This is a genomic window from Variovorax sp. YR752, from assembly GCF_943372545.1.
In genome coordinates, this window is the sequence record NZ_CALRZC010000209.1 from 1 (window position 1) to 15,114 (window position 15,114).

Genomic DNA, 15,114 nt, shown 5'->3' on the forward strand with positions numbered 1-15,114 from the left:
ATCGACGGCGTGGTGCTGACGCGCGCGGTCGACCCCGGCAACGCGGTGGCCGCCTCGCTGCAGGCGGTGACGCTGTTCACCATCGCCGAGGACCTGACGCAGCTGCAGCTCGAAGTCAACGTCGACGAGACCGACGTCGGCCTGGTCGCCAACGGCCAGAAGGCCAGCTTCACCGTCGGCGCCTACCTCAACCGCAAGTACCCGGCGACGGTGCGGCGTGTCGCCTACGGTTCGACCAAGACCGACAACGTGGTGACCTACACCACGCTGCTCGACGTCGACAACCGCGACCTGACGCTGCGCCCCGGCATGACCGCGACGGCGACCATCCAGACCAGCGACCGCCAGCCCGCGCTGCTGGTGCCCAACACCGCGCTGCGCTTCACGCCGGCCGCGGCGGCCGATTCGGCGTCCGCCGCGTCGGCGCCGGCCGCGAGCGGCGGCAGCATCGTCTCGAAACTGATGCCGCGCCCGCCGGGCAGCGTCGCGCGGCGCAGCGGCACGGCCGGCAACGGCAGCGCCAGCGGCGGCTCGCGCCAGCTCTGGGTGCTGCGCGACGGCCAGCCGGTGGGCGTGCGGGTGACGGTGGGCGCCAGCGATGGCCGGCGCACCGAGGTGTCCGGCCCTGGCCTGGCCGAGGGTGACGCGGTGATCGTCGACCAGCGCAGCGGAGCGGCGAAGTGAACGACGCCGCGCACACGGCGGGCGCCGACACGACACCGTTGATCCGCCTGCGCGGCATCACCAAGACCTACGGTCAAGGCCAGGCCGCCTTCCAGGCCCTCAAGGGGGTGGACCTCGACATCGCGCAGGGTGACTTCGTCGCCATCATGGGCCCGAGCGGCTCGGGCAAGTCGACCGCGATGAACACGCTCGGCTGCCTGGACGTGCCGACCAGCGGCGAGTACCTGTTCCGCGGCATGTCGGTCAGTCGACTCAGCCGCGACCAGCGCGCGCGGCTGCGCCGCAAGTACCTCGGCTTCGTCTTCCAGGGTTTCAACCTGCTGGCGCGCACCACGGCGCAGGAGAACGTCGAGCTGCCGCTGCTCTACCGCGGCGAGAGCGCCGCCTCGCGCCATGCGCAGGCGCGCGCGGCGCTGGCCTCGGTCGGCCTGGACGGCTGGGAGCACCACACGCCGGCCGAACTCTCCGGCGGCCAGCAGCAGCGCGTGGCGATCGCGCGTGCGATCGTGACGAAGCCCGAGGTGCTGCTTGCCGACGAGCCGACCGGCAACCTCGACAGCCAGCGCGGCCAGGAGATCATGGAGCTGCTGACGCGCTTGAACACCGAGCAGGGCATCACCGTGATCATGGTCACCCACGAGCCCGACATGGCGGCCTACGCGCGGCGCATCGTGCGCTTCGTCGACGGCCGCATCGACAGCGACCGGCGGCAGACGGCGCATGCCGCGCCGGCGGCGGTGATCGAAGGGGTGGCGTGATGTGGTTCAACACCCTGCTGCTGGCCCTGCGCGAGATCCGCCGCAACCTGCTGCGCTCCTTCCTGACCATGCTCGGCATCGTGATCGGCGTCAGCGCGGTGATCACGATGGTCACGCTGGGCAACGGCGCGACGCGCGCGGTGCAGACGCAGATCGCCAGCCTGGGCAGCAACCTGCTGATGCTGATGCCCGGCCAGCGCATGGGCCCGGGCAGCAGCGGCGGGCCGGCCTTCAACGGCTCCGACGTCGAGGCGATCGCCGCGCAGATCGGCGGCGTTCGCCTGGTCGCGCCCGAGGTGCGCAGCAGTGCGACGCTGGTGGCCAACGGGCGCAACTGGTCGGCCGGGGTGACTGGCTCGACGCAGGACTGGTTCAGCGTCAGCAACTGGACGCTGGCCTCGGGCCGCGGCTTCGAGCCCGACGAGGAGCGTGTCGGCGCGGCGGTCTGCGTGCTCGGCGCCACGGTGCGGCGCGAGCTGTTCGGCACGGCCGACCCCATCGGCGAGCAGGTGCGGGTGAAGAAGTTCTCCTGCACCGTGGTCGGGCTGCTGAACTCCAAGGGCCAGGGTGCGATGGGCAACGACCAGGACAACCTGCTGGTGCTGCCGCTGGCGACGATGCAGCGGCGCGTCGTCGGTCACACGCGCATCAACACCATCCTGGTGTCGATGAGCGAGGGCAGCGACGCCACGCGCGTCAAGGCCGGCCTGGAGAACCTGATGCGCGAACGGCGCCGCCTGGCCGACGCCGAGGACAACAACTTCAACGTGCTCGACACGCGGCAGATCGCCGACACCATGTCGGGCACCACGCAGGTGATGACCATGCTGCTCGGCGCCGTCGCGGCGGTGAGCCTGGTCGTCGGCGGCATCGGCATCATGAACATCATGCTGGTCAGCGTCACCGAGCGCACGCGCGAGATCGGCGTGCGGCTGGCGATCGGCGCACTCGAGCGCGAGGTGCTGATGCAGTTCCTCGTCGAGGCGGTCGTGCTCGCCTCGCTGGGCGGGCTGATCGGCATCGTGCTGGCCACCGGCGCGTCGATCGCGCTGGCGCAGCTGATGCAGATCCCCTACGCCTTCGATGCGTCGATCAACCTGATGTCCTTCGTGTTCTCGGCCGCGATCGGCGTGGTGTTCGGCTACGTGCCGGCACGCCGGGCCGCGCGGCTGGACCCGATCGACGCGCTGCGCCACGAGTGACGCGGCGCGCGCATTGCGCGTGCATCGTGCACTTAGCGGTCGTAGGCGGCGACCGACTCGGCCGGCGTGATGTTCGCCGCCTGGACGCGCGACCAGTCGACCTGGGCGGACAGATCGGAAAGGCTCGACGGCGGCGCGACGGCGGCGCCAGCGGCCGGCCGATCGGCCGGGTGCGTGACGGCGCTGGCATTGGACATCACCGCGGCGATCGCGATGGCGGCGAAACCGATCGCGATGCCGACGCGCGCGGAGCGCGGGGTGGCCGACGGGGTGGGCTGGCTGGTTTGCATGACGACGTCCATTCTTTGACCTTGTTCGTTGATTGCCGCAACGCTGTCCCGCCGCGGTGTCGCCATTGCACGCCGGCGCCGCCGGTCGTGGTGGGGCATGGTTCACAGCCCGAGGCGGCCCCGCCCGACCACTCCCCGAAACACGGGGAGCAGGCCGTGCGGAGCGCACGGCGCCCCGAGAGCGCTCGCTACCGGCGCGGTGCGCCATCCGTCACAAGCGGGCGCGGCGCATGCGCAAAGTCACACCGGCCGGCGGCTTGATGCCAAGGCTTGCCCCCGACGGGCGATTGATCTACGCTGGCTTCGACCTTCCCGCCCAACCCCCTGGCGCAGGAGACGCGCCTCACCAAGGAGCGCGTCATGCCTCTCACTCCCAGCCCCACCGCCACCGACACCCGCGCCATCGAGCGCATCCGCACGCTGGCCCTGGTCGGCCAGTCGGCCTCGGGCAAGACCAGCCTCGCGGAAGCGCTGCTGCACAAGGCCGGCGCGATCGGCGCACCGGGCAGCCTGGAGCGCGGCACCACGGTCAGCGACTTCGACCCGATGGAGCGCCGCGCCCAGCATTCGCTGAACTCGGCGGTGATGCACTTCGAGCACGGCGGCACGCGCATCCACCTGCTCGACACGCCCGGCTACCCGGACTTCGTCGGCCAGTCGATGACCGCGCTCGAGGCGGTGGAGACCGCCGCGGTGGTGATCAACGCCAGCACCGGCATCGAGATGATGAGCACGCGCATGATGGCCTGGGCGGCCGAGCGCGGGCTGGACCGCCTCGTCGTCGTCAACAAGATCGATGCGCAGGGCGTCGACCTGCCGGCGCTGCTGGCGCAGATCCGCGAGGCCTTCGGCAAGGAGTGCCTGCCGCTGAACCTGCCGGCCGCCGGCGGCACCCAGGTGATCGACTGCTTCTTCAACACCAGCGGCGACAGCGACTTCGGCTCGGTGGCCGATGCACACCGCGCGCTGGTCGAGCAGGTGGTCGAGGTGGATGCCGGCTTTGTCGACCGCTACCTGAACGACGGCGACGTTGACCCGAAGGAACTGCACGCCCCGCTCGAGCAGGCGCTGCGCGAAGGCCACCTGATCCCGGTGTGCTTCGTCTCCGCGCGCAGCGGCGCCGGCGTGGCCGAACTGCTCGACGTCATCGAATTGCTGCTGCCGCACCCGGGCGAAGGCAACCCGCCGCAGTTCTACAAGGGAGAAGGCGAAGCCGCTGCGGAACTGCATGCCGACCCGGATCCGTCCAAGCACGTCATCGCCCATGTCTTCAAGGTGACCGTCGACCCGTACGTCGGCCGCATGGGCATCTTCCGCATCCACCAGGGCACGGTGACGCGCGACAGCCAGCTCTACATCGGCGACGGCCGCAAGCCCTTCAAGGTCGGGCACCTGTTCATGCTGCAGGGCAAGGAGCACGTCGAGGTGCCCTGCGGCGTGCCGGGCGACATCTGCGCCGTCGCCAAGGTCGACGAGATCCACTTCGATGCGGTGCTGCACGACGCTGCCGAGGACGACCACCTGCACCTCAAGCCCTTGCCCTTCCCGGTGCCGGTGCACGGCCTGGCGATCGAGCCCAAGCGGCGCGGCGACGAGCAGCGCATGTGGGAGATCCTCTCCAAGCTGGTTGATGAAGACCCATGCCTGAAGGTCGAGCATGTCGCGGTGACCAACGAGACGGTGGTCTACGGCCTGGGCGAGCTGCACCTGCGCACGCTGCTCGAACGCATGACCGAGGTCTACAAGTGCGAGGTGAACACACGCCCGCCGCGCATCGCCTACCGAGAGACCATCACCGCGCCGGCCGAGGGCCACCACCGCCACAAGAAGCAGAGCGGCGGCGCCGGGCAGTTCGGCGAGGTCTACCTGCGCATCGAGCCGCTGCCGCGCGGCGCCGGCTTCGAGTTCGTCGACCAGGTCAAGGGCGGCACCATCCCGACGCAGTTCATCCCCGCCGTCGAGAAGGGCGTGCGCCAGGCGCTGGACGCCGGCGTGGTCGCCGGCTATCCGGTGAAGGACGTGCGCGTGACCGTCTACGACGGCAAGTCGCACAGTGTCGACTCGAAGGACATCGCCTTCGCCACCGCCGGCCGCAAGGCCTTCGTCGACGCGGTGCTGAAGGCCAAGCCGATCGTGCTGGAGCCGATCGTCAAGGTCGAGATCCACGCGCCCGAGCCGGCGATGGGCGACATCACCGGCGACCTGTCCGCCAAGCGCGGGCAGGTCAGCGGCACGCAGGCCCTGATGGGTGGTGCGATCGTCGTCAACGGGCAGGTGCCGCTGTCGGAGCTCAACGGCTACCAGGCGCGCCTGAACGGCATGACCGGCGGCCAGGGCCGCTACACGCTGGCGCTGAGCCACTACGAAGCCGTGCCGCCAGCCGTGCAGGCGCAGCTGGCCGGCCAGTTCAAGCCGCGCGAAGAGGAGTAGCCGCCGGTTTGATGCAGCGCAGAGATCGGCAGTGCCGCGCCCTTGAATCCACGCGCCTGGCCCCCTATCTCCTTGTCATCGGCGGCCGTCGGTCGCCTTGCTGACGAAGGAGGTTCACATGTTCTCTGTCCTGTCCCGTCCCGCTTCGCAACTCACCTCGCCCGTGTCGCGCGATCCGTTCAGCCTGGTCGACGCGATGTTCAACGACTGGGCCGGCCAGCGTGCTGCGCAGTCGCTGGTCTCGCGCGCCCGCCTCGACGTGACCGAGCGCAACGGCAACTACGAGGTGCGCGCAGAACTGCCCGGCGCGAAGAAGGAGGACATCAGCATCGAGATCGACGGTGCCTACGTCTCCATCGCCGCGAAGGTGAACACCCAGACCGAGCGCAAGTCCGGCGAGCGGGTGCTGTACAGCGAGCGCAGCCACGAGTCGTACGCGCGCTCGTTCGAGTTGCCGCAGGCGGTGGACGCCAGCGCCTCGGACGCGAAGTTCGAGGACGGCGTGCTGACGCTGACGCTGCCGAAGAAGGACGCGCCGAAGTCGACGCGCGTGGCAGTGCGCTGAGCCCTGTGGGCGGCTACAGGTCGCCCAGCGGCATCGTCGCCGGGAAGCCCTGGCCCGTGTCCGGGCCACGGGGCGAGCCGGCGGCGCCGCCGCGAACGCGCAGCTTGTCGAGTTCGTCGTAGGCCTCGGTGAGGTGCCGCGCCAGCTTCTCCTGCTCGGCGCGGTGTTCGGCGCCGAGCCGCTCGATGCGCGCGGCCATCTCGGCCTGCAAGGCGGTCACGTCGCGCCTGGCGCGCGACTCGGCAGCGGCCGCTGCAGCCTGTGCTCGCGAGACTTCCTCGCGAAGTGCTGCCTCGGCACGCTCGAGACGTGCCGCCGCGCCTCCCGCTCCCCTGCCGCGCGCCAGCATCGCGCCGGCTGCGGCGCCGACGATCGCTGCAACAGCCGCAACGGCGAGCGTGATGGCCATGTCCATGTTCATTCCCCTGCACCAGCGAGCAGGGTATCCATTCCCGAGCGGCAAAACTGAACGGTTAGACGTCTGCGTGACGAATTTCTGATCGCCATCATCGAAAACGACAAGGCGCGCCTGGTCAGGCTGCGCGCGGCTTCACGCAGGCCGCCGCCTGCTTGGCGCGCTGCCGTGCCACGTCGACATCGTCGTGCCGGGCCAGCGCCACGCCCATGCGGCGCTTGACGAAACTCTCCGGCTTGCCGAACAGCCGCAGCTCGGTGCCGGGCACCGACAGCGCAGCCTCGACGCCGTCGAAGACGATGCCCTGCGCATCGACGCCGCCGTAGATCACCGCGCTGGCGCCCGGGCTCTTCAGCGTGGTGTCCACCGGCAGGCCGAGGATGGCGCGGGCGTGCAGCTCGAACTCGTTCTGCCACTGCGTGGTCATTGTCACCATGCCAGTGTCGTGCGGGCGCGGCGAGACCTCGCTGAACCAGACCTGGTCGCCCTTGACGAACAGCTCGACGCCGAACAGCCCGAGGCCGCCGAGGTCGTCGGTCACCGCTTCGGCGATCAGCCGCGCGCGCTCCAGCGCCGCCTCGCTCATCGGCTGCGGCTGCCAGCTCTCGACGTAGTCGCCGCTGACCTGCACATGGCCGATGGGATCGCAGAAGTGCGTCTGCACGCCGCCGCGTGCGTCCACTGCGCGCACGGTCAGCAGCGTGATCTCGTAGTCGAAATCGATGAAGCCTTCGACGATCACGCGGCCCTTGGCCACCCGGCCGCCGGCCATCGCGTAGTCCCAGGCCTTTCGCACGTCGTCAGGCCCGTCGATCTTGCTCTGGCCCTTGCCGGAGCTGCTCATCACCGGCTTGACGATGCAGGGATAGCCGATACCGCCGTCGATGGCCGCCTGAAGTTCCTCCAGCGAGTCGCAGAACTGGTAGGGGCTGGTGGGCAGGCGCAGGGTCTCGGCGGCCAGGCGGCGGATGCCCTCGCGGTCCATCGTCAGCCGCGCGGCACGCGCGGTCGGGATCACCCGCACCAGGCCCTGCGCCTCGAGCTGCTCGAGCATCGGCGTGGCGATCGCCTCGATCTCCGGCACCACCAGCATCGGCCGCTCGGCCTCGATCAGCGCCTTGAGCTGCGCCGGGTCGCTCATCGTGATGGTGCGCGCGTGATGCGCCACCTGCTGGCCGGGCGCATTGTCGTAGCGGTCCACCGCGATGGTTTCGACACCCAGGCGCTGCAGCGCGATCAGCACCTCCTTGCCGAGTTCGCCGCTGCCCAGCAGCATGACCTTGGTGGCGGTGGGTGACAGGGGGGTGCCGAGCGTCGTCATGGTGTGAAGCCTTTCGAAATCGGCGTGGATTGTCTCGCGGCCGTCTTGCACCGAGCCTGCTCAAGGCCCCTTTATCATCGAGGCATGACTCCCGGTGTGCGCGACGTCGCCCAGATCCGCCTCGACAACGCCCTGCTGCTGTTCGAGGAGTTCGTGCAGGCCACGGTGAAACATCCCGATGCGGCGACGCTGCGCGGCCTGGAGCGGCGCTTCGCCGAGCGGCTGCAGATCCAGCCGAGCTACTGGAGCCAGATCAAGGGCCGCTCGCGGCAGATCGGCGAGCGCCTGGCGCGCCAGTTCGAGGTGCTGTGCCACAAGCCGCCGGGCTGGATGGACCAGCCGCATGGCGCTGGCGTGGCCGCGGCGGCCCAGGCGCCGGAGGAGCCGCCGCACAACATCCCGCAGGACGACGACGAACGTTTCATCGTCGGCCTGGTGCTGACCTACTACCGGCGCCACCCGCAGCGTGCACGCACGCGCCTGCTCGACCTGCTCGGCGAGGTGCTGGCCGCTTCGCCGTCGCCGCCCGCGCCACTGGCTGCCAAGACACCGGGCAAGCCCGCCGCCCCCGCACGCGACGACACCGCCGACCTGTGGGCGCGCACGCAGACCGGTGTGGCGCCGCTGAAACGCAAGCCTTGACCCCTAGATATAGGGATCTTGCCAAAGATAATCAATCCTTTATCATTCGGGCAAGTCGCGACAGCCGCCGCTGCCCGACGACACCCTCCGATCCACCCACCTTGCGCCCGATGACCCGTCCGATGTTCCCGACTGCAGCTTGTTCGCGCCGCCCCGCCGTGGCCGCGCCGGCGCTGTGGCAGGCCATCGCTGTGTGCCCCGTGCGTTCCGGATCCGATCCGGGCTGAAGCCGCCACTGCCGCTTCAGCCTTCGACGGCCCGGGATGCGCAAGCACCCGGGCCGTCGCACTTTCAGGCCCTCGTGGCCGCCGACCGAGGAGATGCCGACATGAAGATCACGCTGAAGACCCTCAAGCCCCGCAATCCGCTGGTGGCTGCCGCGCGCTTCCGTCGCGCCGGCATGCACGGCGCCGGCAGCCGCCTCTCGCGGCAGCAGGCCGACCAGGCACTGCGGCGCGAACTGACCCGGATGAAACAACACAGCCCCTGAATCAAGCGCGGCCCGAGCCGCGCCCTGGAGACCACCATGAGCCCGAAAGCCTCTCGCTGGAGCCCGCTCGCCGAACGGCCGCTGCACTCCACTTTCGCCCGCCACGCCGCCGCCGGCGTGCTGCGCAACGCCAGCGCTGCGCTGGCCCGCGTGGCACGGCGCCTCGCCGTCGGTTCGCGCCGCCCGCGCACCGACCCGCGGCTGGAGTTCTACGCCGAGGCCGGTGCACCGGAAGGTGCGCTGTACCTCGACGGCCAGTTGGTCGGCTGGCTGCACGGCGTGAAGCGCCTGTGATCACGGCCACGATGCCCACCGCGCGCCCCGGAGGTGAACAGCTTCCGGGGCGTTTTTCCGTCGGGCCCGGCAGGGTTCAGACCATCGCGAGCGCGCTGCGGCGCGTCGGCGGGGGAAAGCGTGCATCGATCTCGGCGAGATCCTGTGCCGTCAAGTACAGCAACGCGGCCGCGAAGTTCTCGCGCAGATGCGCCTCGCGCACCGCCTTCGGAATCGCCATCACGCCGGGCTGCTGCATCGCCCAGGCCAGCGCCACTTGCGAGGCCGTGGCCCCGTGCCGGCGCGCCACCGTGGCCAGCGCCGCGTCGCCGGCCAGCCGGCCCTGGTCGATCGGGCAGTAGGCCATCAGCGGCATGCGGTGGCGCTGCAGCCAGGGCAGCAGTTCGAAACCGGCGCCGCGCTCGCCCACCGAGTAATAGACCTGGTTGGCCACGCAGGCGGCGCCACCGTCCACCGCCAGCAGTTCCTCCATGTCGGCGACGTCGAAGTTGCTGACGCCCCAGCGCGCGATGTGGCCCTGGGTCATCAGCGCTTCGAAGCCCGCGACCGTCTCGGCCAGCGCATGCTCGCCGCGCCAGTGCAGCAGGTAGAGGTCGATGCGATCCAGCCCGAGGCGCCGGCGGCTGCGCTCGCAGGCGGCGCGCACGCCGGCACGGCTGGCGCTGTGCGGGTAGACCTTGCTGACGACGAACACCTGGTCGCGCGTGACGGTGCCCGCACGCATCGCCTCGGCCAGCGCCTGGCCGACCACCTCCTCGGCACCGCCTTCGCCGTACATCTCGGCGGTGTCGATCACGCGGTAGCCGATCTCGAGCGCCAGCCGCACGGCAGCCACCTCGGCGGCGCGCGAACGGGCCGACTCGCCCATGCGCCAGGTGCCCAGGCCGAGCGAGGGCCAAGTCGATCCATCGGCAAAGCGGACTTGCTGCATGAGTGCACTCTCCTGACGCGATACTGCATGGTAGGCGGCTCGGCCGCGCCCGACGAAAGGACCTCTCATGCCGCTGCGACTGCACATCACCCGCAATGACCTCCACGCCATCCGCTGGGTGGAGTCTGCGGCCCGCCCGCTCGCCGACGGCGAGGTCCGCTTCCGCGTAGACGACGTGGCGCTGACCGCCAACAACATCACCTACGCCGCCTTCGGCGACGCGATGCACTACTGGGACTTCTTCCCCAGCGGCGATGCGGCCACCGGCTGCCTGCCGGTGTGGGGCTTTGGCACGGCGATCGAGTCGCGTCATGAGGCGGTCGCGGTTGGCGAGCGCTTCTACGGCTACTGGCCGCTCGGCGACGAACTGATCGTGCAGCCGGCACGCGCCAACCCGCGCGGCTTCGTCGACGGCGCCGAACATCGCCACGCGCTGCATGCGCTCTACAACCACTACGCGCGCTGCAGCGCCGATGCCGGCTACGACGCCGCGCACGAGGCCGAACAGGCGCTGCTGCGGCCGCTGTTCACCACCTCGTTCCTGATCGACGACTTCATTGTCGACAACGCCGGCTTCGGCGCGGCCCAGGTGCTGCTGTCCAGCGCCTCGAGCAAGACGGCCTACGGCACCGCCTTCTGCCTCGCGCAGCGGCGGGGCCAGCCGGGCGCGCTGCGCATCGTCGGGTTGACCTCGGCCGCCAACGTCGCCTTCACGAAGGCACTCGGCTGCTATGACGAGGTGCTGGCCTACGATGCCCTGCCCGGCGCCCTCGACGCCGCGACCCCCGCGGTCTACGTCGACTTCAGCGGCAGCGCCGGCCTGCGCCGCACCATCCACGAGGCCTTCGGCGAGCGGCTGCTGCACAGCTGCTCGGTCGGCGGCACGCACTGGACCGACCTGTTGGCCAAGGGCGGCAACCGCGACCTGCCCGGGCCGCGGCCCACACTCTTCTTCGCGCCGGCACAGGCCAGCAAGCGCATGGAGCAATGGGGGCCTGCCGGCCTGCAGCAGCGGCTCGGCGCCGCCTGGGTCGAGTTCATGAAGCCGGTGACGAGCGCGCAGCCGCCGTGGCTGAGTGTGGTGACGCACCGTGGCCCGCAGGCGGCCGAGGCGGTCTATCGCGCGCTGCTCGATGGCCACGCGGCGCCGCAGGACGGTCACATGCTTTCGCTCGCCGAATGAGCGAAGCGATCGTCACGCTGGACGCGGTCGACAAACGCTTTGCCACCGGCGTGCAGGCGCTGGCCGGCACGAGCCTCGCCGTACAGCCCGGCGAGTTCGTCACCTTGCTCGGCCCCTCGGGCTGCGGCAAGAGCACGGTGCTGCGCTTGGCGGCCGGGCTGGACAGCGCCAGTGCCGGGCGAGTCGACTCGCCGGCGCTGCGCGACGGCGAGGCGCGCACCGCCTTCGTGTTTCAGGAGCCGACGCTGATGCCCTGGGCCAGTGTGTTCGACAACGTCTGGCTGCCGCTGCGCCTGGCCGGCACGGGTCGTGCCGAAGCACGCGAGCGCGTCCTTGCCACGCTCGCCGCGGTGTGCCTGGCGGACTTCGCCAATGCCTTCCCGGGCGAACTCTCCGGCGGCATGAAGATGCGCGCATCGATCGCCCGCGCGCTGGTCACCAGGCCGCAGTTGCTGCTGATGGACGAGCCCTTCGCCGCGCTCGACGAGATCACGCGGCAGAAGCTCAACGCCGACCTGCTCGAGGCCTGGCGCGCGCAGTCGCTGGCGGTGCTGTTCGTCACCCACAGCGTCTACGAGGCGGTGTTCCTCAGCCAGCGGGTGCTGGTGATGAGCGCCCGGCCGGGGCGGGTGGTCGCCGAGGTGATCATCGACACGCCGCCGCAGCGCGATGCGGCCTTCCGCACTTCGGCGGTCTACCTCGAGGCCTGCGCGAGCCTGGCGCGCGCGCTGGCGGCCGCGCACACGCACCCCGCGGCCGCATGAAGCAGCGCCTGCTGCCACTGCTCACACTGGCCGCACTGCTGCTCGGCTGGGAAGCGCTGGTGCGCGTCGCGCAGATTCCGCACTACACGCTGCCCGCACCCTCGCTGGTGCTGCAGACGCTGTTCGCCAACTTCGGCTCGCTGGCCGGCAGCTGGTGGTTCACGCTGAAGATCACCTTCGGCGCGCTGGCGCTGGCCTGTGCCGGTGGCGTATTGATCGCCTCGGTGTTCGCGCTGTCGCGCACGGCGGAAGCGGCGCTGCTGCCGATCGCGGTGGTGCTGCAGGTCACGCCCATCGTCGCGATCGCGCCGCTGATCCTGATCTACGTCGAGAGCACCACCGCGGCGCTGCTGCTGTGCGCCTGGATCGTCGCCTTCTTCCCCATCCTGTCGAACACGGTGATCGGCCTGCGCGCCGCCGACCCGAACCTGCGCGACCTCTACCGCCTCTACCGCGCCACGCCCTGGCAGCGACTGCGCCTGCTGCTGGTGCCCAGCGCGCTGCCCTACTTCATCGCCGGGCTGAAGGTGTCCGGCGGGCTGAGCCTGATCGGCGCGGTGACGGCGGAGATGGTCGCCGGCGCGGCCGGCCGTGAGACCGGCTTGGCCTCGCGCATCCTCGAGGCGAGCTTCCGCAGCGAGACGCCGAAGATGTTCGCCGCGCTGCTGCTGCTGGTGCTGACCGGCGTGCTGATCTTCTGGTCATTCGAGGCGCTGTCGCGCAAGCTGCTCGGCCGGTGGCATGCTAGCGAGCGACCCGACTGAGGAGCCTGCCCATGATCCGCCGCCCCACGCTGCTGCTCGCCACGCTGGTGACGCTGAGCACCGCGCCCGCCTTCGCGCAGGACAAGGTCATCTTCGCCACCAACTGGAAGGCGCAGGCCGCGCACGGCGGCTTCTACCAGGCGCTGGCCGACGGCACCTACAGGAAGTACGGCCTGGACGTGACCATCCAGCCCGGCGGCCCGCAGGTCAACAACCGGCCGCTGCTGCCGGCCGGGCGCATCCAGTTCCTGATGACCGGCAACCTGCTGCACAACTTCGACAACGTGAAGAACGGCGTGCCGACCGTCGTCGTCGCGGCGATGTTCCAGAAGGACCCGCAGGCGCTGATCGCCCACCCGGGCCAGGGCTACGAGAAGTTCGAGGCCTTGAAGACCGCACCGACCGCACTGATCGCCAAGGACGGCCAGTTCTCCTGGTGGCAGTGGCTGAAGGTCACGCACGGCTTCAAGGACGAAGCGCTCAAGCCCTACAACTACAACCTCGGCCCCTTTCTCGCCAACACCAAGGCGATCCAGCAGGGCTACTCGGTGGCCGAGCCGATCTACGTCGAGAACCAGGGCAAGTTCAAGCCCGTCGTGCACCTGCTGGCCGACCACGGCTTCTCGACCTATTCGACGGTGATCGAGACGCGCCTGGACACGGTGAAGAACCAGCCCGATCTCGTTCAGCGCTTCGTCGACGCCTCCATCCTCGGCTGGGTCAACTACCTCTACGGCAACCGCACCGCGGCCAACGCGCTGATGATCAAGGACAACCCCGAGATGAGCGAAGCCGAGCTAGAGGCCTCGACAGCGCTGATGAAGCAGCAGGGCATCGTCGACTCGGGCGAGTCGCTGGCCGGCGGCATTGGCGCGATGAGCGAAGGCCGCATCAGGGACTTCTACGCGCAGATGGTCAAGGCGGGTCTATACAAGCCGGGCGAGGTCGACCTGTCCAGGGTCGCGACCTTCCAGTTCGTCAACAAGAAGGTCGGCATGGACGTGAAGGCGAAGCTCGGCGGCAAGTGAGCACTCTCAAGCGCGGCGGCGGCGTGCCGATAACGGATCACGATCACTGAATCCGGGGCTGACCATGCCGGATCCGAACGAACTGCTGACCCGACCGCTGCGCGACCTCGATGCCTGGACCGAGCACTTCCGCCGTGCCGAGATCCCGGTGCTGGCGCAGACCGCCGAGGCGATCGAGGCGATGCGCGAGAACGAGGACGCGGTCGACGCCAACGGCATCGGCGAAATGGTCTCGGCCGATCCGCTGATGACGCTGAAGGTGCTGGCCTACGCGGCGACGCACCGGCCAGCGCGCGTGATCACCGACACCGAGACGGTCACCGCGACACTGGTGATGATGGGCATCACGCCCTTCTTCCGCGCCTTCGGGCGGCAGCCGGCGATCGAACAGAACCTGGCTGGTGTGCCCGAGGCGCTGGCCGGACTGAGCGACGTGATCCGCCGCGCGCACCGCGGCGCGACCTTCGCACTGGCCTTTGCGGTGCACCGCATGGACCCGGACGCGCCGCTGATCCACGAGGCCGCGCTGTTGCACGACTTCGCCGAGATGCTGCTGTGGTGCCATGCGCCGGCGCTGGCACTGCAGATCCGCGCGGCCCAGCTGGCCGACCCGTCGCTGCGCTCGGCGACGATCCAGAAGCAGGTGCTCGGCATCGATCTGCACGACCTGCAGCAGGCGCTGATGAAGGCCTGGCGGCTGCCTGAGATGCTGCGTCGCATCAGCGACGACCGCCACGCCGAGCAGGCCAACGTGCGCAACGTGCTGCTCGCAGTGCGACTGGCGCGCCACACGGCGCAGGGCTGGGACAACGCCGCCCTGCCCGACGACGTGGCCGACATCGCCGCGATGCTCAACCTCTCGCCGGCCTCGGCCCTGCAGTTCGTGCGCAGCGTCGAGGCCTGAACTCTCCTCGCCCCTGTGGCGCTGCGGCGCCAGCGGTGTGAAGATGTCACGCGAGTGCGCCGATGCCGCTGGCAGTCAGGTGTGGCACTGGAGATAGTCGCGCTCGTTCACGAACACGAGCCGCAGCCGACCGGCATCGCGGCCGACTTCAACGAGGAGAGACTGACATGAAAGCAACCATCGCCGAGTTCTTCGGCACGTTCTGGCTGGTGCTGGGCGGGTGTGGCAGCGCGGTGCTGGCCGCGGCGTTCCCCGAGGTGGGCATCGGCCTGACCGGCGTGTCGCTGGCCTTCGGCCTGACGGTGGTGACGATGGCCTATGCGATCGGCCACATCTCGGGCTGCCACCTGAACCCGGCGGTGTCGATCGGCCTGTGGGCCGGCGGCCGCTTCGAGGCCGGCAAGCTGCTGCCCTACATCGCCGCACAGGTGCTGGGCGCCGTCGTCGCC

The 15,114-nt window shown here is 70.1% G+C and carries 18 protein-coding genes; 14 read left to right on the forward strand and 4 right to left on the reverse strand.

Features of this window, described 5'->3' with window-relative positions; translation table 11 throughout:
• The 3 genes from AAG801_RS32620 to AAG801_RS32630 all read left to right on the forward strand — a co-directional run.
• Positions 1 to 684: HlyD family efflux transporter periplasmic adaptor subunit (locus AAG801_RS32620; protein WP_341892134.1), on the forward strand; the 684-nt coding region annotated here is incomplete at its 5' end.
• Positions 681 to 1,442, forward strand: a complete 762-nt coding sequence (locus AAG801_RS32625) for an ABC transporter ATP-binding protein (RefSeq protein WP_341892135.1) — start codon at positions 681 to 683, stop codon at positions 1,440 to 1,442. The genes AAG801_RS32620 and AAG801_RS32625, both read left to right, overlap by 4 nt.
• Entirely contained in the window at positions 1,442 to 2,644 is a 1,203-nt protein-coding gene (locus AAG801_RS32630; RefSeq protein WP_341892136.1) for an ABC transporter permease, read from the forward strand. The genes AAG801_RS32625 and AAG801_RS32630 overlap by 1 nt, the downstream gene beginning before the upstream one ends.
• A 32-nt stretch (positions 2,645 to 2,676) precedes the next feature.
• On the opposite strand, the gene AAG801_RS32635 is transcribed toward AAG801_RS32630, so the two are convergent.
• Entirely contained in the window at positions 2,677 to 2,946 is a 270-nt protein-coding gene (locus AAG801_RS32635) for a hypothetical protein (RefSeq protein WP_341892137.1), read from the reverse strand.
• A gap of 348 nt (positions 2,947 to 3,294) precedes the next feature.
• Between AAG801_RS32635 and fusA the strand changes: the two genes are divergently transcribed.
• Positions 3,295 to 5,364, forward strand: a complete 2,070-nt coding sequence (gene fusA / locus AAG801_RS32640; RefSeq protein ID WP_341892138.1) for an elongation factor G — start codon at positions 3,295 to 3,297, stop codon at positions 5,362 to 5,364.
• A gap of 118 nt (positions 5,365 to 5,482) precedes the next feature.
• Positions 5,483 to 5,929 carry an Hsp20/alpha crystallin family protein gene (locus tag AAG801_RS32645; protein ID WP_341892139.1) on the forward strand — a complete coding sequence of 149 codons (447 nt, stop codon included), beginning with the start codon at positions 5,483 to 5,485 and terminating at the stop codon, positions 5,927 to 5,929.
• 13 nt (positions 5,930 to 5,942) lie between these two features.
• On the opposite strand, the gene AAG801_RS32650 is transcribed toward AAG801_RS32645, so the two are convergent.
• Positions 5,943 to 6,344: a hypothetical protein gene (locus tag AAG801_RS32650; protein ID WP_341892140.1), complete on the reverse strand. Its 402-nt coding sequence runs from the start codon at positions 6,342 to 6,344 to the stop codon at positions 5,943 to 5,945.
• A gap of 118 nt (positions 6,345 to 6,462) precedes the next feature.
• Positions 6,463 to 7,665, reverse strand: coding sequence for a formate-dependent phosphoribosylglycinamide formyltransferase (purT, locus tag AAG801_RS32655; RefSeq protein WP_341892141.1), 1,203 nt, complete (start codon positions 7,663 to 7,665; stop codon positions 6,463 to 6,465).
• Positions 7,666 to 7,749: 84 nt separating this feature from the next.
• On the opposite strand from purT, the gene AAG801_RS32660 reads away from it, so the two are divergent.
• The 3 genes from AAG801_RS32660 (at position 7,750) to AAG801_RS32670 (ending at position 9,091) form a co-directional block, all read left to right on the forward strand.
• Complete coding sequence (locus AAG801_RS32660) at positions 7,750 to 8,307, forward strand: hypothetical protein (RefSeq protein ID WP_341892142.1); 558 nt, start codon at positions 7,750 to 7,752, stop codon at positions 8,305 to 8,307.
• Positions 8,308 to 8,635: 328 nt separating this feature from the next.
• Positions 8,636 to 8,797 carry a hypothetical protein gene (locus AAG801_RS32665; protein WP_341892143.1) on the forward strand — a complete coding sequence of 54 codons (162 nt, stop codon included), beginning with the start codon at positions 8,636 to 8,638 and terminating at the stop codon, positions 8,795 to 8,797.
• Positions 8,798 to 8,833: 36 nt separating this feature from the next.
• Entirely contained in the window at positions 8,834 to 9,091 is a 258-nt protein-coding gene (locus tag AAG801_RS32670) for a hypothetical protein (protein WP_341892144.1), read from the forward strand.
• Positions 9,092 to 9,167: 76 nt separating this feature from the next.
• On the opposite strand, the gene AAG801_RS32675 is transcribed toward AAG801_RS32670, so the two are convergent.
• Complete coding sequence (locus AAG801_RS32675; protein ID WP_341892145.1) at positions 9,168 to 10,022, reverse strand: aldo/keto reductase; 855 nt, start codon at positions 10,020 to 10,022, stop codon at positions 9,168 to 9,170.
• A gap of 67 nt (positions 10,023 to 10,089) precedes the next feature.
• Between AAG801_RS32675 and AAG801_RS32680 the strand changes: the two genes are divergently transcribed.
• The 6 genes from AAG801_RS32680 to AAG801_RS32705 all read left to right on the forward strand — a co-directional run.
• Positions 10,090 to 11,205, forward strand: a complete 1,116-nt coding sequence (locus tag AAG801_RS32680; protein WP_341892146.1) for a DUF2855 family protein — start codon at positions 10,090 to 10,092, stop codon at positions 11,203 to 11,205.
• Positions 11,202 to 11,969, forward strand: a complete 768-nt coding sequence (locus AAG801_RS32685; RefSeq protein WP_341892147.1) for an ABC transporter ATP-binding protein — start codon at positions 11,202 to 11,204, stop codon at positions 11,967 to 11,969. Before AAG801_RS32680 ends, AAG801_RS32685 begins: the two co-directional genes overlap by 4 nt.
• On the forward strand, positions 11,966 to 12,733 hold the full coding sequence (locus tag AAG801_RS32690) for an ABC transporter permease (RefSeq protein ID WP_341892148.1): 768 nt from the start codon (positions 11,966 to 11,968) through the stop codon (positions 12,731 to 12,733). Before AAG801_RS32685 ends, AAG801_RS32690 begins: the two co-directional genes overlap by 4 nt.
• An 11-nt stretch (positions 12,734 to 12,744) precedes the next feature.
• A complete protein-coding gene (locus AAG801_RS32695) occupies positions 12,745 to 13,761 on the forward strand; it encodes an ABC transporter substrate-binding protein (protein WP_341892149.1) in 1,017 nt (338 codons plus the stop codon).
• A 64-nt stretch (positions 13,762 to 13,825) separates the two neighbouring features.
• On the forward strand, positions 13,826 to 14,665 hold the full coding sequence (locus AAG801_RS32700) for an HDOD domain-containing protein (RefSeq protein WP_341892150.1): 840 nt from the start codon (positions 13,826 to 13,828) through the stop codon (positions 14,663 to 14,665).
• Positions 14,666 to 14,832: 167 nt separating this feature from the next.
• On the forward strand, positions 14,833 to 15,114 hold a 282-nt coding region (locus tag AAG801_RS32705), incomplete at its 3' end, for an aquaporin (protein WP_341892151.1).